This window comes from Streptomyces sp. NBC_00258 (genome assembly GCF_036182465.1).
GTDB lineage: Bacteria > Actinomycetota > Actinomycetes > Streptomycetales > Streptomycetaceae > Streptomyces.
On sequence record NZ_CP108081.1, the window covers coordinates 2,111,381 to 2,131,249 of the forward strand.

A 19,869-nucleotide genomic window follows, 5' to 3' on the forward strand; every position below is an offset into this window, starting at 1 on the left:
CGGGGTGCCCGCCCGCCCCACCCCGTCCGGGGCGACAGCACGGGTGCAGGACTGCCGTCATGACCGCGCATCTCATCTCCGTCATCGGGAGCAGCCCCGGAGTCGGCAAGTCCATGCTGTGCCGGGCCGTGGCCGACTGGCCGGCCGGGCTCGGCGCGTCGGTCGACCACTTCGAGGAGGCCGACATCCTCGGCCGGCCCGCCTTCCGGCCCGTCGCCGAGGAGTTCGCCGACGGGGCCGGTGACGTCCGGCCCGGGACTCTCGTCGAGTGCACTCGCTCCTACGTCGAGGAGTCGTTCGCCTTTACCCGGCGCCGCCTGACGGAGCTGCTGGGGCCGGCGACACGACCGTGAGGGCGGCGAACGGTCACTGCCGACTGCTGTGGTCGGCCTCACCGGCGGCATGACCTCCGCAGGTCGTCGGCGGTCGGCCGGTGGCCTCGTCGGTGGTTGTGTCGGTGGTGCGTGCCAGGATGGATGTGTGCCGACCACCTCATTCACCACGCCGTTCATCGGCCGCGAGGACGAACTCGCCCGCCTGACCCGAGTCCTGGACCGGGCCCGGGCCGGTGAGGCGCGTGCCGTGCTCGTCGCGGGGGACGCGGGAGTCGGCAAGACCCGGCTGCTCGCCGAGGCCGCGGGGCATGCCATCGAGGCCGGCACGACCGTCGTCACGGGGCACTGTGTGGACCTCGGTGACGTGGGTCTGCCCTATCTGCCGTTCACCGAGATCGTGGGTGTGCTCGCCGACGACGAGCGGTTCTCCGCCGCCCTGGCCTCGCATCCCGTGGTGGACCGCCTGCTCGGCGACGGGAGCGGTGACGCGCGGGACGCGGGCGGACGACTGCAGTTGTTCGAGGGCATGGCGAGTCTGCTCACCGATCTCGCCGGGATCGCCCCACTGCTGCTGGTCCTGGAGGACCTGCACTGGGCGGACCAGTCCTCCCGCGACCTGCTGCGCTTCCTGCTCAGCCGGGGGATCCTCCAGTCCCGGGTCCGCTCAAGGGGAAGGGACGCGGTCGCGGGCGGTTCGCCCGGTCAGCGGCTCGCGGTGTTCGCGTCGTACCGCGCCGACGATCTGCACCGCAGACACCCACTGCGCCCCCTGCTCGCCGAACTCGTCCGGCTGCCCGTCGTCGAGCGGCTCGAACTGCGGCCGATGCCCGACGGCGAGGTGGCGCGTCTCGTCCGTGCCCAGCAGGCCGCCCCAGTGCCCGATGCCACCGTCCGCCGTATCGTCGAGCGCGCCGAGGGCAACGCGTTCTACGCGGAGGAGTTGCTCGCCGCCACCTCCGAGACCATGCCGGGGGCGGCGTCCGCCGTGCCGAGCGGGCTGGCCGACGTGCTTCTCATCCGCTTCGAGCAACTCGCGGCGACCGCCCAGCAGGTGCTGCGCACGGCGGCCGTCGCGGGGCGCCGCGTCGAGCACGATCTGCTGCGCGACACAGTCCAACTGCCCGAGGAGGAACTGGAGTCGGCTCTGCGCGAGGCCGTCGGGCGGCAGCTGCTCGTCCCCGGTGACGACGACACGTACTCCTTCCGGCACGCCCTGATCCGCGAGGCCGTCTACGCCGATCTGCTGCCGGGTGAACGGGTGCGGCTGCACAGGGCGTTCGCCGGAGTGCTGGCCGGGCGCGGCCACCGGGCAGAGAGCGCGGCGGAGCGCGCCCACCACTCCCGGGAGAGCCACGACCTGGCCGACGCGCTGGCCGCGTCGCTGGAGGCCGCCGACCACGCGGGCCGCGTCCGGGCGCCCGCCGAGGAACTGCGGCATCTGGAAGCGGTCCTCGACCTGTGGTCGGCGGTGCCTGCGGCCGCACGGCCCGACGGCTTGGACACGGTCACCTTGACGCTGCGCGCCTCCGCGGCCGCCGCGCACGCCGGTGAGACCCACCGGGCCGTCTCGCTGACGCGGTCCGCGCTCGCGAGGGTCGGCAACGACGAGGACTCCGAACTGGCCGCCCGTGTCCGCTACACGCTCGCGGGCAATCTCATGCGCATCGACAACCTCGCGGCCGCGTTCACGTACAGCAACGAAGCGCTCGCGATGATCCCCGCCGAGCCTCCGTCCCGGACCTGGGTGTGGGCCGCGGCCACCCATGTCATGGCGGCGACGTACATGGGCGAGGGCGAGGCCGCCCACCGAGTGGCCCTCAAGGCCCTGCGCATCGCCGAGGAACTCGACGTGTCCGACGCGCAGGCCGATCTGCTGATCTCGCTGGTCGGTCTCGAAGGGCAGAGCCGGCGTACGCCCGAGGGGCGGGCCCGGCTGCGGGAGGCACGTGAGCTGGCCCGCCGCGCCGGCAACGCCTCCGTCGAGATGCGCGCGCTCTTCAACCTCTCCATCGGCTCGCACGAGTCCGGTGACCTGGACGAATGCCTGACCTGGCTCACCGAGGGCCTGGAGCGGGCGGGCCGCGCCGGGCTCCTCTCGTCTCCGTACCCGGTGGAGATGCGCTATCTGCGCTCCCTGATGCTCTACACCCTGGGCCAGTGGGACGAGTGCGTCCGCTCGGCGGAGACCGAGGCCGACCGGCTGCCGACGGCGGGCAGGTACGCGATCGGGCCCGCCCTGTCCGTGGCCCTGGCGCGCGGCGACGAGCGTGCCGCCGAGCGGGCCCAAGCCCTGCTCGACGGGCCGTTCGACTGGATGGCCACGCTCGTCGCGGGCCTCCTCCTGACGGACGCCGCGGTACTGCGACGCGACGCGGAGGGGGCTCTCGAACAGTTCCGTACGACGCTCGCAGCGCTCATCGACGAGGCCGGCACCACGCCCCATGTGGCCGTACGGCTCGCGGCCCTCGCCCTGGCCGCGATCGGGGACGCGGTAGTGGAGTCCCGGCTGACCGGCGACGAAGAAGGGGTCGACCGCTGGACGGAGACCGGGAAGGAGTTGGTGGAGCTGGCCCGGGTCACGGCGGCCAAGGGCGAGGACGGTACGCCGCAGGGGCCCGAGGGGCTGGCGTGGCTGGCGCGCGCCGAGGCGGAGTGGGCACGGGCCGGTGCCCGGCCGGACGGCGGAGTGGGCGTCGAACCGAGCGTCGGGGCCTGGGAGAAGGCCGTCGCGGCGTTCGGCTACGGAGACGTCTATGAGCAGGCCCGCTGTCAACTACGGCTGGCGGAGGCCCTGTTGGGTGCGGATCGGCGCGAAGAGGCCGCCGCGCACGCACGTGCCGCGCACGACACGGCCGTCCGGCTGGGCGCCGTACCGCTGCGCGACGAGGTCGAGCGGCTGATCCGCCGGGGCCGCCTCGCGGAGACCGCGGCCACGTCGGAAAGAGCACCGCTGCTGACGGCACGTGAGAACGACGTCCTGCTGCTCCTCTCCCGCGGCCGCACCAACCGCCAGATCGGCGAAGAGCTGTTCATCAGCGGGAAGACGGCAAGCGTGCACGTCTCCAACATCCTCGCCAAGCTCGGCGCCGCCAGCCGAACGGAGGCCGTGGCCATCGCCTACCGCGAGGGACTGGTCGAGCCGGAGCCGTCCGCTTCCGGGTGATCACGGAAGAGGCGCCGGAGAGCGGCCGTCCGCCGCGGAGGCGGCGTCTCACTCACCGGCCGGCGGCGGACGCTCAGGACTCGGTCTTCTGGAGGACGGGCTCCATGGTGCGGTCCGCGACCACCGCGTCCGGTGCCGTGTCCCCGCTGTGGTGCTTGGCCCGTTGGATCTGCTCGTAGACGTGGGCGCGCAGTTCGGCGAAGCGGGGGCTGGAGCGGGTGTGCAACTGGTCGCGCTCGTCGGGGAGGTCGATGGTGAGGTCCTCCTGCACGACGGTCGGGGACTTGGAGAGGATCAGGGTGCGCTGGCCGAGGTACACCGCCTCGTCTATGTCGTGGGTTACGAACAGGACGGTGACGCCGAGTTCGTGCCACAACTTCCGGATGAGGTCCTCCAGTTCGGCGCGGGTCTGCGCGTCGACCGCCGCGAAGGGCTCGTCCATCAGCAGCACCTTCGGCTCGTACGCGACCGCGCGGGCGATGGCGACGCGCTGCTGCATGCCTCCCGAGAGCTGCCAGGGGTACGCCTCGTGGGCGTCGGAGAGGCCGACCACCGCCAGGGCGTGGTCCACCAACTCCCGCTCGCGCGCCTTGCCGAGCTTCTTGCGGCGCAGTGGCAGGGCGACGTTGTCGCGCACGTTCATCCAGGCGAACAGGGAGCGGCCGTACTCCTGGAAGACGACCGCCATGCCGGGCGGCGGTCCGGCGACCGGGCGGCCGTCGAGACGTACCTCGCCGCGGGTGGGGGCGAGCAGGCCCGCCATGCACTTCAGCAGGGTGGTCTTGCCGCAGCCCGACGGGCCGACCAGACACACCAGTTCGCCCTCGGCTATGTGGAAGGTGAGGTTGCGCAGCGCCTCGACGTTGCGGTGCCGACCGGTGTAGATCTTCTGCAGGTCTTGTACGTCGAGCATCGACGTCTCCTTCTCAGGCGTTGCGTCGGAGGGTGCGTCAGGGGTTGCGCTGCGCGCGGCGCAGACCGTGGTACCAGGCCAGGGCTCGGTTCTCGGCGAACCGGAAGAGCAGGGACAGGAGGAAGCCGAGGATGCCGAGCAGCAGGACCCCGCTCCACATCTCGGGGATGGCGAAGGAGCGCTGGAACTGCACGATCGTGAAGCCCAGGCCGTTGCTGGCGGCGAACATTTCGCTGATGACCATGAGGATGATCCCGATCGACAGGGCCTGGCGCATGCCCGTGACGATCTGCGGGCTCGCCGCGCGCAGCACCAGATGCCGCAGGCGTGCGACGCCGGTGATGCCGTAGGAGCGGCAGGTGTCGCCGAGCACCTCGTCGACCGCGCGGACGCCTTCGACGGTGTTGAGCAGGATCGGCCACATGCAGCCGCTGACGATGACGAGCACCTTCATGGTGTCGCCGATGCCCGCGAACAGCATGATCACCGGGATCAGCACGGGTGGCGGGATGGCCCGGAAGAGTTCGAGGACCGGTTCCAGGACGTCCCGTACGGCCCGCCGCATACCGACGACCAGGCCGAGCCCCACTCCGACGACCACGGCGAGGAGATAGCCGGCCACGAGGCGCAGCAGGCTCGGGACCACGTCCGACAGCAGCCGTTCCGTCGTCCAGACCTTCCCGAAGCTGTCCAGGATGGTGGCCAGGGGCGGGAAGTAGAAGTCGGTGCTGTCGGCGGTGGTGAACCACCACACGGTGAAGAAGACGGCGGGCAGGCCCAGGACGAGCAGGCCGCGTCGGGCCACGGCAAGGGCGGTCATGCGGTCACCTCCGTGCGTACGGACTGGTGCCAGTGCAGTGCCCGTCGTTCGACCGCTCGTGCCGCCAGGTTGACGGCCACGCCGAGCAGGCCGGTGACCAGGACCAGGGCGTAGACCCGCGGCACGGCTCCGGAGACCTGTGCGACGGCGATCTCGTGGCCGAGACCGGGCGCGCCGATGACGAGTTCGGCGGTGATGGTGAGGATGAGCGCCACGGTGGCGGCCAGCCGCACCCCCGTCATCACGTACGGCAGCGCGGTCGGCCACAGGACATGGCGGACCCGGCCCCAGGTGCCGAGCAGATAACTGCGGGCGGTGTCCTCGGCGACCGGGTCGACGTCCTGCATACCGGCCAGGACCTGGACGATCACCTGCCAGAAGGAGGCGTACACGACGAGCAGCAGCTTCGACCTGAGGTCGGTGCCGTAGAGCAGGACCGCGACGGGGATCAGGGCCACGGACGGGATGGGGCGCAGGAACTCGATGGTGGAGGCGGTCACCGCGCGCAGAACGGGCACGGAACCGATGACCACTCCGGCGGCGACGCCCGCCACGACGGCGACGGCCAGCCCCAGGCCCCATCCGGTCAGGGTGTCGCCGAGCGCGGTCCAGAACGCCGGCTCGGCGAGCAGGGTCCCCAGGGTGCGGACGGTTTCCGAGGCGGGCGGCAGGTAGTCGGCCGACACCAGGCCGGTGTGCGGCAGCACTTCGAGCACCGTAACCAGTCCGGCGAGACCGGCAAGGCCACGCAGTACCGCTACGGGGACCGGACCTCGCCGGGCGGGTGCGCCGCCGGGACCGGTGTCGGTCCCGGCGGGCTCCGCCAGTGCAGGGGTGAGAGCGGGGCCGGTCATGAGAACAGCGTGTTCAGGTCGGGCTTCTTGTCGCCGAAGATGCCGTCCTCCTCGCCGAGGGCGGCCAGCTTCTCCAGGGAGGCCATGTCGACCTCGGCGGGCCAGCTGGGCAGGATGAGCTTCTCGATCACATCGCCGCTGATCTTGGTGTAGGAGGTGAGGATCTGGCGCGCCTCGTCGGGGTGCTCGGAGGCGTAGGTCAGCGACTCGGCCATCGCCTCGCTGAACTTCTTCACGAGGTCCGGGTTCTCCTGCATCACCTTGGCCGAGGTGAAGTACGTGGCCACGGTGAGCTTCGGGTCGGTCTCGGCGAACGGCGAGGCGATGACACGGGCGCCCTGCCCCTTGGCGATCGTCGTCGCGGGCTCGCCCATCCAGGCCGCGTCCACCTGCCCGCCGTCCAGGGCGGCCGGCATCTGGTCGAACGGTATCTCGACGAACTTGACCTTGGACGGGTCGCCGCCGGCCTTGCGGACCGACTCGCGGACCGTCGTGTCCCCGATGTTCTGCAGGGTGTTGACCGCCACCGTCTTTCCGGCGAGGTCCTTGGCCGACTTGATCGAGCTGTTCTTCTTGACCGCGACGCCGGTGACGTCGGCGCCGATCTTGCCGTTGGAGGCCGCTCCGTTCACCACCGACTTGACCGGTACGCCCTTGGTCTGGGCGAGCATCAGCGAGGTGGTGTTGCTGAAGCCGAACTGGAACTGGCCGCTCACCACACCGGGGATGATCGCGGCGCCGCCCTGGGCGCTCTCCATCTTCAGTTTGATGCCCCGGCTGCTGAAGAAGCCCTTCTTGTCGCCCAGATAGAGCGGTGCCACATCGACGATCGGGATGATGCCGACCTTGACCTCCGTGGTCTTGCCTCCGCCGGAGGACGACGAAGCGCCGCTCGAGGAGGACGAGGATCCGCATCCGGCCGCGCCTGCGACCGTGACCACGGCTATGGCTAGCCCGAGAATGCGCCTTTGCATGGGCTCCTCCTGACGGAAAACACCTGTGGTGGTGTGCACACCCCGCCGTGACCGGACAGGTCCAGCGGATCGAGCGGGTCGAGCGGGTCGAGCGGAGAACCGCGAGCTCCGGGAACGCATCGGAAGTGGACGCCGAGCCGGTTTCGATGTCCGGCTCGGCCCCGGGCACTCCCGGAGCCACGGCCGCCGGACGCGCGGACTTCCGACGGCGAGGCAGCGGAGCGGGGAGTAGCCGCCGCTGCCTCGTCGAGACCAGTCGACCCGTCCAGATGTTGTGCACTTTCTTGACGGCCGCAATCTACACACCTATGTTCGCGCTGTCAGTACTCCGGACAGGGGAGGTTGCAAGGTGGGCGGCCGTACCCTTCCCGACGTGCACGACGAGACTCCACAGGCGGCCATGGACCTCCCCGAAGGACCGCAGCTTCGCCCGCAGTCGCTGATGTTCGCCTTCTTCGGCGGCCACGTTCTGGAGGAGGGGCCGCTGTGCGTGTACTCCGGCAGCGTCATCGAGGTGCTGGCGCGCGCCGGGGTCGGGGAGCAGGCGGTGCGGTCCACGCTGACCCGGATGGTCAACCGTGGTCTGCTGCAACGTCAGCGGGAGGGACGCCGGATGTACTTCGGGCTGACCCCGCAGGCCACGGAGATCCTCTGGAACGGCAAGAAGCGGCTCTGGGACACCGGCGCCGTCAACGACGACTGGGACGGCACCTGGACGCTGCTCGGCTTCTCCCTGCCCGAGTCCTGGCAGCGCCAGCGGCACGATCTGCGCTCCCGGCTGGCCTGGTCGGGCTTCGGCCCCCTCTACAGCGGGCTGTGGATCGCGCCCGGCGACTTCGACGTGTCCGCGCTCGTCTCCGAACTCGGGCTCGCGGCCCACGTCAAGATCTTCCATGCGACGGCCGACGAGGCCACCGACATCGGCCTGATGATCCGTGACACCTGGGACCTGGACGGCGTCGCCGCCCGGTACACCGACTTCGACAAGCGCTGGACCGACTGGCTCGGCTCCGACTCCGGGGACCCGCTGGGGACCCGGCTGCGCCTGACCAGCGAGTGGCTCCGGATCATCCGCACGGACCCGCGGCTGCCCGCCCGGCACCTGCCCGCCGCCTGGCCGGCCCGATCGGCTCACGACACCTTCCACCGCATCGCGCAACAGACCGAGGACCCCGCCCGCCGGATGGCCGCCCACCTCATGGAGACCACCTCGCTGCGACCCTCCTGACCCGGCGGGAAACCGACGGGAAGCCGAGCGGGAAGCCTGCGGCGGCTCGCGGCACCCGGGCGGTGCGGCTGCGAGGTCCGGTGGATGGCGGTGTCATGGAGACATGCCCCACGCAGGGCCGGGCCGCCGTTTGTCGCCGGGAGGACCGGTTACACGAACGGGACGGCGCGCATCCGCACAAGAAAAGGTGGCTGGTCATGACGCCTGGCACGCATCTCGCTCTGACGCTCACGCTCAGCGGCGGCACGGCCGCCGACGCGCGGGCGGTCGTCCACACCCTCGAATCCGCCTTCGGAGCGGCGGAGGACATGCCCGGGGACGGGGGCGCCACGGTCTACACGGCCGCGTTCGACAACGACGTACCGGTCGGTGCCGGTGTCACACCCCCGGCCACGCCGCCACTCTCCGCGCCCGTGACCGTCACCCTGCAGGGCAGCCCCGAGGCGGTACGGCGGGCCGACGAGACCCTGACCTCCGTCTTCACCGTCCGCGAGGAGGGGATGGTCTCCGGCGACCAGGAGCAGGAATGGCAGCTGCGGCTGGAGCCGTAGCACCGCCTCCGCCACCGCCCCGGGTTTCAGCCGCCGAGGCGCAGCGCCCGCATCTGCTCGTCGAGCGGGCACAGCCCGACGTCCTCACGGCGCTCGTCGAGCGTCCGGGGCTGACGGACCGGATACGGAAGGAAGGTCGAGGGGTCGACGCGGGTTCCGTAGAACTGCGGCTGGCCGAGTTCGACGGCGCAGTGGTCGGCGATGTACGCGTGGTGCGGCGCCGGGCAGCGTCCGTCCGCCGTGGCCTGGGCGATCAGGTCGCGGCAGGCGAGCTGGAAGTCGAGGTCGGGAGCGTGCAGGAGGATCATCAGCGCCGCCGTCGAGGCGGGCGCGCCGACCAGGTCGGCGGTCGGCCAGGCATGACGCTTGACGATGGTCTTCAGCGCTTCGGCGTTGCCCCTGCGGCACTCGGTGATGCGGCGGCGCGCGACCTGCGTAGGACTGCGGTGCGCCGCCCGCGTCACTCTCCGGTCCTCGTCCGCTCTGCGGACCAGTTCGTGGGCGAGGGCCGCCGCGAGCGCCGGCACGACGACCGGACGCACTTCCCGCACCTCGTCGTGTATCTCGTCGTGGCTGCGCCCCGCGCCGTCCTCCCCCGCCGTGTCGTGCACTCGCCCCGCGTGCCCGTCCCGGCACGGGTGCCCCGGGTCGTCCGGGGCACCCGTCGGCTCCGTGGGCCCGTCGCGACCCGGAAGGGGGGCGACCCCCGTACGCCCCTCCCGCGCCGTGTCGTGCGCGACGTGGCCCGGCATGCCGGAACCGCTCATGACGCCCCCTGGATTTCCAACGAGAACCACACCCGCTTCCCCGTCTCGCCGGGGTCGGGCGGCGCGCTGCCCCAGTCGTCGGCCAGCGCGGCGACGATGGTGAGCCCGCGTCCGGACTCCTCGGCGTCGCCGGCCGTACGGTGGCGTGGCAGGTCGGGCGAGTGGTCGGCGACCGTCACCCGTACTTCGCGGTCGGTGCACTCGACGCTGACGGTGACCATGTCACCGGCGTCGGGGCTGCCGTGCCTGACGGCGTTGGCGAACAGTTCGTCCGTGGCCAGCACGGCGATGTCGAGCCGCTCCGCCGGCAACCGCAGGTACGACAGCTGCTCGGCGACCATGCGCCGTACGCCCGAGGCGCGCGCGGGCTGCGCGGGGACCGCGATGCGAAGGACACGGGCCGCGCTCACGGCGACGGGCGCGGCCGGAGCGGCCCCGGCTGTCTCACCGGCCCAGGGCCGACCGGCGGGCGAGTCATGGTCCGCGCCGCGCGTCGGCGAGGGCGACGGCCCACGGCGGTGCGCCCCGGATGCCGTCATCGTGCCTCCTTCGAGTGCAGCACGGGTGGGGGACGGTCTCGGTGGCTGCTCGTGCAGCCAACCGGTCCGAGCGGCGGCGGACCAGGGGGTGCGGGGGTTGTCCGGTTGCAGGCGCGTAGTGGTGTGGCATGTATGTTCGAACGCGTGAGCAACGTGAGCGAGGGCCGGGCGGTCGAGAGCGGGCAGGGTGCCCGCGGCTGGTCCGGCGTGAGCGGCAAGCGCGTGCTCGTCACCGGCGGTACGCGCGGGCTCGGCGAGCAGATCGTGCGGCTGCTGGCCGCCGAGGGCGCCCGGGTGGCGACGTGCGCCCGTACCGCACGTGACCTGGAGACGCTGAGAGACACGGTCGATGCCGCGGCGCCCGACGGGTTGTTCACCCGAGCCCTCGATGTCACCGAACCGGAGCGGCTGGAGGCGTTCGTCACGGCCTCGGCGAATCGCTTCGGCGGCCTGGACGGGGTGGTGGCCTGTGCGGGCGGTTCTCGCGGGCGCGGCCTCGAACAGACGGACCCCGGGGACTGGGCCGCGACCTGGGAACTGAACGTCGGACACACCGCGCGGCTGGTACGGGCCGCCGTCCCGTATCTGCGTACGGCGGGCGGTGGGTCGGTCGTCGTCATCTCGTCGATCTCCGGCTGGAAGCCGGGGCCCGACGCGCAGTACGGAACAGCCAAGTCCGCGCAGATCCATCTGGCCGCCTCGCTGGCCCGAGAACTCGGCCCGGACGGGATCCGGGTGAACGCCGTCTCGCCGGGGTCGATGCTCATACCGGGCCGCCGCTGGGACCGGATGCGCAGGGAGGAACCCGAGGCTTTCGCCGCGTTCGCGGCAGCCGAGCTGCCGGGCGGGGAACCGGTCGCGCCGCAGGAGGTGGCGCGCGTGGTGGCGTTCCTGCTGTCGGACTGGTCGAGCGGGATCTCCGGGGCCAACCTGCCCGTCGACCGCGCCCAGAACGCGCCCTCGCCGGACGGCTACTAAGCCGTCGGGCAGGCCGGTCGCGCCGGGGCCGATGGTCATGCCGCGGCCCCCAGCACCGGCCGGGACCTGCGCTCGAACTCCTGGACCAGTGGCTCGTGGCTGCGGGGCTCCAGCCTCTTGCGGAAGTCGCGCAGGGCCTGGATGGACCGCTCGCTGTGCACCGTACTGAGAGCGTCGAGCGCCTTGGTGGCCGTACCGATCGCCTCGTCGAGGCGGTTCTGCTGGAGATGCGCGGTCGCCAGTACGGAACGGCTGATGGCCTGGCGCCTGCGCCGGTCGGCGTTGGCGTCGACGGACTCACCGGCCGTGCGCTCCGCCTGCGCGGCCAGGCCGAGGTCGCGGAAGCACAGGGCGGACTCGGCCTGCAGGTAGTGGTGGTCGAGGAAACGCACCCACACCGACTCCTGCGCGGCTCCCCGGCTCGCGTCCAGCTGCTGTTCCGCGAGCCTCAGCGCCTCGGCGGTCTCACCGGAGCGGCCCCGCGCGGCGTGTCCGCGCGCCGACATGGCATACAGGCGCATCAGACCGAGCGGGCTGCCCGAGTCCTTCGCGGTCGCGATGCCGGCCCTCGCCAGTGCCACGCCCTCGTCCGGGCGACCGAGGTTGGTGGCGAGGTGGGAGAGACCGGCCAGGATCTGACCGCCGAGGACGCGGTCGCGGCCCTCGGCACAGAGCCGCAGCGCCTGGGTCATATAGCGCTGCGCGAGCCCGTACTCCCCCGCGTCGTACGAGCTCCAGCCGGCCATCGCGGCGAGGCGGGCGGCCGCCGCGTACAGCAGGCGCTGCTGGTGCGGGGGCGTGCCGCGGCGCTGGAGCATGGGCACGACCTCGGTGCACAGGTAGTGCACGATGCTGGTGCGCACTCCGCCGCCGCCGAAGTGGTTGTCCATCTGGTCGAACATGCTGATCATGGCGTGGACCTGCTCGACGGGACCGCCGTCGGTCACCGGCGCGAGCCGCGTGGCATCCGGGTTCTCCACCAGCCAGAGCAGCCATTCACGCTGAGGGTTCGTCAGGGCGCCCGCGACGAAGGGGACCGCGCCGAGGAGGCTGCGGCGGGAGATGTCGGTGGAGCCCAGTTCGGCCAAGGTGTGCAAGGTGTCTGCCAGGTCTTCGCGGTACACAAGTGCCCTGCCGGCGACCGGGCGTTGCTGGTCGGGCAGAAAGCCGAGGTCCGTGGGCGAGACGGCATGGCCGAGTCGCTCGGACAGGACGGCGGCGATCAACTGGGGGGTGTTTCCCCGGGGTTGCTGGCCGTTCAGCCAGCGGGTGACCGACGCCTTGTCGTAGTTGGAGTCCGCGCCCTGTCTGCGCCCCAGTTCGTTGACCCGAAGGGCGAGTGAGGCATAGGAGCAGCCGGCGTCTCTGAGGGCGGCCGCCAGCACCTTGTTGGCCCCGGCGGGACCCTTGCCCGGGCTCCTCGATTGTCCGTCGGTCACGGTGGCCATCCAGGTGTCGCATCGCGGTACTGCGGTCTGCCCTCCCTGCCGGGGCGTCAAGTCCGGGAGGGCGATGCGCTGTTGTGCGCCGTCGCCGCCGGACTGTGCGGCAGGTCACTCGATCACTATGATGGCCGACACACTCAACCCGCAACAAGCGTTCTGATAATTTCAGAACGATCCTCATCGCTCTGTCAGTGTCAGCGGCCTCGTGGCACACTGCACGCTGTGACGGCCGTTCCGGGAGGTAGGACGTGAGCGACAACCGCTCGGGCGGCAGTGCACCGACCGTCCTGCGGATGGTTCTCGGCAAGCGGCTCCGGCACTTGCGGGAACAAGCCGGAGTCTCCTTCGAGGACGCCGCGCGGGCCATCGAGGTCACTCCTCTGACGGTCCGCCGGATCGAAAAGGCCGAGGTCGGTCTCCGTATCCCCTACGTGAGGGAGTTGCTGCACACCTACGGAGTCCCGGAGTCCGAGGTCGACGACTTCCTCACCCTGGCCAGGGAGGCCAACCGGCCCGGCTGGTGGTACTCGTACCGCGACGTGCTGCCCGAATGGTTCAGCGCCTACGTGAGCCTGGAGAGCGAAGCCAGCGTCATCCGTCTCTACGAACCCCACTACGTCCCCGGCCTGTTGCAGACGCACGACTACGCGGCCGCGCTCATGCACATCGGCTTTCCCAACGAGACGAAGGAGGACATCGACCGCCGCGTCGCCCTGCGCCTCAAGCGCCAGGACCTGCTCGGGAAATCCGACGCACCGGCCGTCTGGGCCGTCCTCGACGAGACGGTGCTGCGCCGCCCGGTGGGCGGGGCCGAGGTGATGCGGGCCCAGATCGACCGGATGAACGAGGTCCTGGACATGCCGAAGGTCCGGATCCAGATCCTGCGCTACTCCGTAGGAGCCCATCCGGGAGCGTTCGGCCCCTTCCACTACTTCCGCTTCGGCTTCTCCGAACTTCCCGACGTCGTCTACACCGAGAGCCTCGTCGGCTCTGTCTACGTCGACCAGCCGGCCGACGTCGTGACGTACCTCGAAGTAATGGACCGGATGTCCGTGCAGGCGGAGCCGGTCGCTCGGACCAGGGCCATCCTGGCTGAACTGCGTAAGGAGTTGTGAGCCATGACTTCCATGGACCCCATCCACAGCGGTATGCCCGCCATCGATCTGGGAACCGAGGGCTGGCAGAAGCCCTGGAGCGGCACCAACGGCGGCAGCTGTGTCGAGGCCAAGCGACTGCCCGACGGCAGCGTCGCGTTCCGCCAGTCCAAGGACCCGGAGGGGCCCGCGCTGATCTACACCCGGGACGAGATGATCTCGTTCCTGGAGGGCGCGAAGTCCGGCCAGGCCGACTTCCTCGTCGCCTGACGCCGCCCGTCGCCCGACACCCTGTCCGAACTCCCGCGTCGCGAGCCCGCGCTCCGACGCCCTCGCCCGCCCGGTCCGGGCGGCACCACTACGCCCGCACAACCATCCACCACTACGGCCGCACAACCGGACAACCCGCACGCGCACTCCCGCCGTGCGGGTCGCCCGGCCACACTGGGAAAGTCGGTCGTCCTGGAGGGAGTGGTATGCGCACGCTCCATGAGGCCGTCGACCGGTGCCGGACACTGGTCGTCGAGGGCCCCGACGGCATCGCCAGAAGCGGGCTGCTCGCCGAACTGGTCCGCAGCGGATTCATGATCAGGCGCTCGCGGGGCCACCTGCACCACGTGGACCCGACCCGTCCGTACCGCGAACTCCTCGCCGCCCCCGGCCGCCTGGCGGTCGACGGCGGCATCATCCACGAACTCGTCTACGGGCCGCTGCGCCGCGGGCACTCCCGGGTGACATGGATCCAGGCGCTCGACTTCGCCGAGTCCGTGGCCGAGCGGGACGGCGCCCTTCTCCATCTGACGGACTCCGGACACCGCCCGGACTCCGAGAGCGCCGAGGCTGCCGATGCCTACCGCAGGGCGTTCCGCACCCTCGCCCAGCACGTCCCCGTCGTCACTCTGGACGTCGGTGGCCCCAGTCCTCCCATCCGTGCGCCATCCGCCCCCGATCTTCAACTGGGGCGATGCAAAGGGCAGTTGACGGTAGGTTGGAAGCAGACCGCGTGACGCACGGCAGGAGATCTCGCATGGCAGACGGCCAGTCCATCCCCGACCGGGACGCTTTGTCCAAGATCGACACCACGGTGCCGCATTCGGCCCGCATCTGGAACTACTGGATGGGCGGCAAGGACAACTACGAGGTCGACCGGGAGGCGGGTGACGCCTACAGCGAGATCGCCCCGAACATCGAGGCGATGGCCCGCGCCTCCCGCGGCTATCTGATCCGTACCGTGACGTTGGTCGCCGGTGAGCTGGGCATCCGCCAGTTCCTGGACATCGGCACGGGCCTGCCCACGTACGACAACACCCACCAGGTCGCCCAGCGCGTGGCGCCCGAGTCGCGGATCGTCTACGTGGACAACGATCCGCTGGTGCTGCGGCACGCCCAGGCGCTGCTCACCAGCACCCCCGAGGGTGTCACCGACTACATCGACGCGGACCTGCACGAGCCCGAGAAGATCATCGAGGCCGCGAGCAAGATCCTCGACTTCAGCAAGCCCGTCGCGCTGATGCTGATGGGCATCCTGGGCCACATCCAGGACTACGAAGAGGCCCGGTCGATCGTCCGCCGTCTCCAGGCCGCTCTGCCGCCGGGCAGCTACTTCGTGCACTACGACAGCACCGACACGGACGCCGAGCTCAAGCGGGCCCAGGAGGGCTACGACGACACCGGCGCCGTCCCGTACGTGCTGCGCAGCCCGCGGGAGATCTCCGTCTACTACGACGGTCTCGAACTGCTGGACCCCGGCATCGTCTCCTGCCCGCTGTGGCGCCCCGAGCCGGGCAGCACTCCGGAGGCGACGGACGTGTACGGGGGCGTCGCCCGCAAGTCCTGAGTCCCCGCGGCCCTGACGCCCCCCGTTGGCGCCAGGGCCGGTCCGGGTCCCGCCGGTCAGGGCCTCGCGGCCGGCTCGATGTTCTGGTTGAGCCGGAAGAGGTTGCCCGGGTCGTACTCGGCCTTGATCCGGGCCAGCCGGGCGTAGTTGTCGCGGTAGCTGGCGCGTACGCGCTCCTGGCCCTCGTCCATCATCATGTTCACGTAGGCGCCGCCCGCCGAGTACGGGTGGAGGGCCTCGAAGTAGTCGACGGTCCACCGCTTGATGTCGTCGGCGTTGGCCGGGTCGGGGTCCACGCCCGCGAAGACGGAGGCCCAGCGTGCGTCGCGGTAGCTCCAGGCGGTGTCCGTCGGCGCGTGGTCGTGGACGGCGCCGTCGATCGGGTACAGGTGCATGGTCGACTTCATGGTCGGCAGTTCGGCGCCGAACTTGGCGTGCAGGTCGATCGCCTCGGCGGGGATCTCGTTGACGAAGTCGGCACGCCAGTACCACTGGTCGCCGGGCGGGTAGAGGCCGTCGAAGGCACCCTGGATCATGGGGTGCGGCATCGGCGCGGGGCCGTGCAGCATCGGCTCCGGCAGGGCGTCGAGCAGGGGCGCCATCGCGCGCGCCGCCGCGTCCGCGTCCTCCCCGGCGTAGCACCACACGACACCACAGGCCTTGCGCCCATGGAGCTCCTCGGGGAACGGCGGTGCGGGCGGGACCGCGCCGATCAGGAAGAAGCCGTTCAGTTCACGGGGCGCGTGCGGGATGAAGTCGCGGTAGGCGGCGAGTACTTCGGCGCACTGTTCGACGGGCCAGAACGTGGGACCCGCGACGACCGTGCTCACCTCGTGCAGCCGGAACAGGAACGAGGTGACGACGCCGAAGTTGCCGCCTCCGCCGCGGATCGCCCAGAACAGGTCGGGGTTCTCGTCGGCGCTCGCGCGCACGCCGCGGCCGTCGGCCAGGACGACCTCGGCTTCCAGGAGGTTGTCGATGGCCAGCCCGCACTTGCGGGTGAGATGGCCGAGGCCGCCGCCGAGCGTGAGGCCCCCGACGCCGGTCGTGGAGATGATGCCGCTCGGGGTGGCCAGACCGTGCGCGTTGGTGGCCCGGTCCACCTCGCCCCAGACGCAGCCGCCGCCGACGCGGACCGTCCTGGCCTCGGGGTCGACCTCGATGTCCTTGAGCGGGGACAGGTCGACGACCACTCCGTCGTCGCAGGTCCCGAGTCCCGCGCCGTGGTGCCCTCCGCCGCGCACGGCGAGCGGCAGATCGTGGGCGCGGGCGAAGCCGACGGCGTGCGTGACGTCCTCGGCGCTCGTACAGCGCGCCACCAGGGCGGGCCGACGCACGATCATCGCGTTGTAGACGGGACTGGCCTCTTCGTAGCCGGAGTCGTCCGGCCCGATCAACTGTCCCTTGAACTGGGTGAGTTCCTGCCGGGCCGCTTGTGCGGGTGTGACGGACATGTGCATCCCCCGATCCGGGACCCGGCTTCCGGGCCCCTTCCATGGGCCTGTTTCTAGTCCCGTCCACCGTGCGCAGATATCCGTGCCGGTCACTCAGCTCGGCGTCGGCGGCTACCTAGGTCTCGCGTCCGGGCACCAGCCCCAGCTCCGTGGCGCGGGCGGTGGCCTGGCGCCGGGAGCGGGCACCGAGCTTGTCCAGTACGGCGGAGACGTGGTTGTCGACCGTACGGACCGAGACCACGAGCCGCTCGGCGATCTCGGGGTTGGTCAGCCCCTGGGCCAGCAGTCGCATCACCTGGAGCTGGCGCTCGGTGAGGCCCGCGGGGTTGTCGCGCGTCGCGGCGAGCGGGCCGCGCGGGATGTGGCGCACGCCGAGCCGTCGCAGTTCGCCGCGGACCAGGCGGGCCAGGGGCTCCGCGCCGAGCGCGTCCAGACCGGCGAGGGCCGTGAGCTTGTCGTCCGGGTCCGGGCTCTCGGCGAGGGCGGCGGCATCCTCGTACGGGCAGCCGGCCGCGCGCCAGACCTCGGCCGCCTCGCGCCACCGTCCGGCGGTCTGGAGCGCGTACGGATGGTCCCAGCCGTCCGCCGGTACGGGGCTGCCCGCCTTGGTGAGCCAGTAGCCGAGTTCGGCCACGTGCGGCATGGCGGACAGGCGGCGCGCCTCCTCGAAGACCTCACCGGCGACCGCGATCACCGCCGCGTGATCGCCCCGGAGCCAGGCCGCCTCCGCCCGGGCGACCGCGACCGGCCCGGTGCGCTGCAGTTCACGGGCGCGCACGGCGATTTGCCAGGCCTCGTCGAGCAGTTGCTCCCCGCCGTCCCGGCCGCGGCGGACGCGTACCCGCGCCAGCACGGTCAGTGCGGGGCAGCGGGCGGGCACGAAGTCGTGGGCGCCGATCTCGGCGTGCCGCTCCGCGTCGTCCCAGGCCCCGGCGGCGAACCGGCGCAGCGCCGTCGCGACATGGAGATAGCTGAGGAAGCCGACGTGTTCCGCCCGGTCCGCCAGCGCCATACCGGGTGCCAGGTAGCGGTCGGCCTCGGTGAACTCGAGGCGTTGGAGCAGCGTCCAGATGAGGTTGGCGTACGACCGGCAGGCGTGCTCGACCTCGCCCGCGGCCAGCGCGACCTTCAGGCTCTCCTCCAGTTGGGCGCGGCCGAGCGGGTCGCCGGAGCGCCAGCGGGCGGAGCCGACGTTGTTGAGGGCGTGCGCGAGGATCGCGTCGTCCCCGGTGCGGCGGGCCAGTGCGATGGCGCGCTCGCCGAAGTCGATGGCCAGGGCGCTGCGTTCGGAGAGCATGTGGAGCTGGGAGGTGTTGCTGAGGGCGAGCGCGAGCAGCCGGTCGTCGCCCGCGTCCTCCAGGACGGCGATGGCCTCGCGCGCGGCACGCTGTGCCTCGTCGGCGTTGCCCGCCCACCAGTGGATACGGGACAGCCAGCGCAGGTCGGCGCCGAGCGCCCGGGTGTCGCCGAGGAACCGCCGCAGCGCGACCGCGTCCCGTTCGGCGTCCACGGCGGCCGCGGAGTCGGCGATGGTGTAGCTCTCCACGGCGTACCGCTCCAGCAGGTCGGCCAGTTCGGTGGCCTCGAACCGGTCGCGCTGTCGCAGGACGAGCCGCAGATGGGCGGCGGCCTCCCGGTGCGCACCGGCACTTGAGGCGTCCCGGGCGGCGTCGGGGCCGTACCGCGCGATGGCCTCCTGGTCGCCGGCTTCCGCCGCGTGGTGGACGACGCGGGCCGGGTCGGAGCCGGGCTTGGCTACGAGCGCGGCGAGGATGTGGCGGTTGAGTTCGATACGCCGTGCGGCGGGCAGCGAGTCGGCGACGGCCCTGCGGATCAACTCGTGCCGGAAACCGGCCCGTTCGGGGGTCACGGTGAGCAGTCCGCGCTGTTCGGCGGCGGCCAGTTCGGCCACGCCGTCCGTGAACAGCGTGTCGACCAGGGACCGTTCGACGGCGGACGGGACCACGGCGAGCTGTTCCAGGGCGTCGCGGGTGCGGTCGTCCAGGCCTCGCAGCCGGGCGAGGACGGCGTCGACCACGGTCGGCGGGACCCCGCCGGTGCCGCCGGCCGCCACGACCTCGGCGACGAAGAACGGGTTGCCCGAGGTCACCTCGTACACCTCCGCCGGATCCAGGCGGCTCACCGAGCTCAGCTCCCGCACGGCGCCCGCGGAGAGGCGGGACAGCGGGAGGCGGTGCACGCGTTCGGCCCGGGAGACCTGACCCAGGAGGTGGTGCAGGGGGTGGCGGCGGTCCAGTTCGTCGTCCCGGTAGGTGAGGACCAGGAGGGCCGGGAGGCGTTCCACCCGGTGCACCAGGAACCGCAGGGCGTCGAGCGAGGCCTCGTCGGCCCAGTGCACGTCCTCGATGACGAGGACCGCCGGATGCGGAGCCGCGGTCAGCTCCGCCCGCAGGGCGTCGTACACCCGGGGCCGGTCACCGCCCACCGTGAGGGCCCGGGCCAGTTCGGCACCGACGCTGCCGACGAGGTCGCGGAAGGGGCCGAGCGGCCGTCGCGTCGCGAGGTCGTCGCACTCCCCCACCAGGACGCGCGCCTTCTCGGGCAGCACGGCAGGCATGGCCTTCACCAGGCTCGACTTGCCGATACCCGCCTCGCCGAAGACGAGCGTCACCGAACCGGCTCCGTCCGCCGCGTCCCGCGCGGCGGCGGCCAGACGATCCAGCTCGTCGTCTCGTTCGAGGATCCCCCAATCCACGCTGCGATTCTGGCACGCGCCGGGCCGTTCCGGTCGGTCGCGAACCACTTCCCCGCACGTGGACGCGGACTGCGGCGCCTTCCGGCCCGGCCGAGGACACCCACCCCCGACCTCACCACCCCCTGCGGCACCGACGGCCACACCATGCACGCCTCTTGAAGCCCGACAGCCGCACTGCATAGGATCGTCCACAGTCGAATG

General features: G+C 71.6%; 18 protein-coding genes. 9 read left to right on the forward strand and 9 right to left on the reverse strand.

Features of this window, described 5'->3' with window-relative positions:
• Positions 1-59: 59 nt before the first annotated feature.
• Complete coding sequence (locus tag OG718_RS09805; protein WP_328843923.1) at positions 60-353, forward strand: hypothetical protein; 294 nt, start codon at positions 60-62, stop codon at positions 351-353.
• Between the two features lie 127 nt (positions 354-480).
• The gene (locus tag OG718_RS09810) at positions 481-3,498 is read left to right on the forward strand and encodes a helix-turn-helix transcriptional regulator (RefSeq protein ID WP_328843924.1); all 3,018 of its coding nucleotides are present in this window, start codon (positions 481-483) and stop codon (positions 3,496-3,498) included.
• Positions 3,499-3,571: 73 nt separating this feature from the next.
• On the opposite strand, the gene OG718_RS09815 is transcribed toward OG718_RS09810, so the two are convergent.
• From OG718_RS09815 to OG718_RS09830, 4 genes are read right to left on the reverse strand one after another with little or no spacing between them, the layout of a single operon-like run.
• Entirely contained in the window at positions 3,572-4,411 is an 840-nt protein-coding gene (locus tag OG718_RS09815) for an ABC transporter ATP-binding protein (protein WP_328843925.1), read from the reverse strand.
• 37 nt (positions 4,412-4,448) lie between these two features.
• Entirely contained in the window at positions 4,449-5,231 is a 783-nt protein-coding gene (locus tag OG718_RS09820) for an ABC transporter permease (protein WP_328843926.1), read from the reverse strand.
• Positions 5,228-6,085, reverse strand: a complete 858-nt coding sequence (locus tag OG718_RS09825) for an ABC transporter permease (RefSeq protein ID WP_186001338.1) — start codon at positions 6,083-6,085, stop codon at positions 5,228-5,230. Before OG718_RS09825 ends, OG718_RS09820 begins: the two co-directional genes overlap by 4 nt.
• Positions 6,082-7,059 carry an ABC transporter substrate-binding protein gene (locus OG718_RS09830; RefSeq protein WP_143641141.1) on the reverse strand — a complete coding sequence of 326 codons (978 nt, stop codon included), beginning with the start codon at positions 7,057-7,059 and terminating at the stop codon, positions 6,082-6,084. Before OG718_RS09830 ends, OG718_RS09825 begins: the two co-directional genes overlap by 4 nt.
• Positions 7,060-7,459: 400 nt before the next feature.
• Between OG718_RS09830 and OG718_RS09835 the strand changes: the two genes are divergently transcribed.
• Both OG718_RS09835 and OG718_RS09840 read left to right on the forward strand, forming a co-directional pair.
• Positions 7,460-8,287, forward strand: a complete 828-nt coding sequence (locus OG718_RS09835) for a PaaX family transcriptional regulator (protein WP_260695519.1) — start codon at positions 7,460-7,462, stop codon at positions 8,285-8,287.
• Positions 8,288-8,484: 197 nt separating this feature from the next.
• Entirely contained in the window at positions 8,485-8,838 is a 354-nt protein-coding gene (locus OG718_RS09840; protein ID WP_306936065.1) for a hypothetical protein, read from the forward strand.
• A 26-nt stretch (positions 8,839-8,864) separates the two neighbouring features.
• Here the strand turns inward: OG718_RS09840 and OG718_RS09845 are convergent, their stop codons facing one another.
• Complete coding sequence (locus OG718_RS09845) at positions 8,865-9,605, reverse strand: DUF6624 domain-containing protein (protein ID WP_306936066.1); 741 nt, start codon at positions 9,603-9,605, stop codon at positions 8,865-8,867.
• Complete coding sequence (locus OG718_RS09850; protein ID WP_143641139.1) at positions 9,602-10,144, reverse strand: ATP-binding protein; 543 nt, start codon at positions 10,142-10,144, stop codon at positions 9,602-9,604. Before OG718_RS09850 ends, OG718_RS09845 begins: the two co-directional genes overlap by 4 nt.
• Before the next feature lie 153 nt (positions 10,145-10,297).
• On the opposite strand from OG718_RS09850, the gene OG718_RS09855 reads away from it, so the two are divergent.
• Complete coding sequence (locus OG718_RS09855; protein ID WP_328847718.1) at positions 10,298-11,122, forward strand: SDR family NAD(P)-dependent oxidoreductase; 825 nt, start codon at positions 10,298-10,300, stop codon at positions 11,120-11,122.
• A 35-nt stretch (positions 11,123-11,157) separates the two neighbouring features.
• Here the strand turns inward: OG718_RS09855 and OG718_RS09860 are convergent, their stop codons facing one another.
• Positions 11,158-12,570 carry a hypothetical protein gene (locus tag OG718_RS09860; protein WP_328843927.1) on the reverse strand — a complete coding sequence of 471 codons (1,413 nt, stop codon included), beginning with the start codon at positions 12,568-12,570 and terminating at the stop codon, positions 11,158-11,160.
• A 290-nt stretch (positions 12,571-12,860) separates the two neighbouring features.
• Between OG718_RS09860 and OG718_RS09865 the strand changes: the two genes are divergently transcribed.
• The 4 genes from OG718_RS09865 (at position 12,861) to OG718_RS09880 (ending at position 15,498) form a co-directional block, all read left to right on the forward strand.
• Positions 12,861-13,682 (forward strand): helix-turn-helix domain-containing protein, encoded by an 822-nt coding sequence (locus tag OG718_RS09865; protein WP_143641308.1) that lies wholly within the window; start codon positions 12,861-12,863, stop codon positions 13,680-13,682.
• A gap of 3 nt (positions 13,683-13,685) precedes the next feature.
• Positions 13,686-13,931, forward strand: a complete 246-nt coding sequence (locus tag OG718_RS09870) for a DUF397 domain-containing protein (protein ID WP_143641136.1) — start codon at positions 13,686-13,688, stop codon at positions 13,929-13,931.
• Positions 13,932-14,137: 206 nt separating this feature from the next.
• Positions 14,138-14,668 carry a hypothetical protein gene (locus OG718_RS09875; RefSeq protein WP_143641135.1) on the forward strand — a complete coding sequence of 177 codons (531 nt, stop codon included), beginning with the start codon at positions 14,138-14,140 and terminating at the stop codon, positions 14,666-14,668.
• A 20-nt stretch (positions 14,669-14,688) separates the two neighbouring features.
• Positions 14,689-15,498: an SAM-dependent methyltransferase gene (locus tag OG718_RS09880; protein WP_328843928.1), complete on the forward strand. Its 810-nt coding sequence runs from the start codon at positions 14,689-14,691 to the stop codon at positions 15,496-15,498.
• Between the two features lie 56 nt (positions 15,499-15,554).
• Here the strand turns inward: OG718_RS09880 and OG718_RS09885 are convergent, their stop codons facing one another.
• A complete protein-coding gene (locus tag OG718_RS09885) occupies positions 15,555-16,952 on the reverse strand; it encodes an FAD-binding oxidoreductase (RefSeq protein WP_328843929.1) in 1,398 nt (465 codons plus the stop codon).
• Between the two features lie 115 nt (positions 16,953-17,067).
• Entirely contained in the window at positions 17,068-19,668 is a 2,601-nt protein-coding gene (locus OG718_RS09890) for an ATP-binding protein (RefSeq protein WP_328843930.1), read from the reverse strand.
• Between the last annotated feature and the right edge of the window lie 201 nt (positions 19,669-19,869).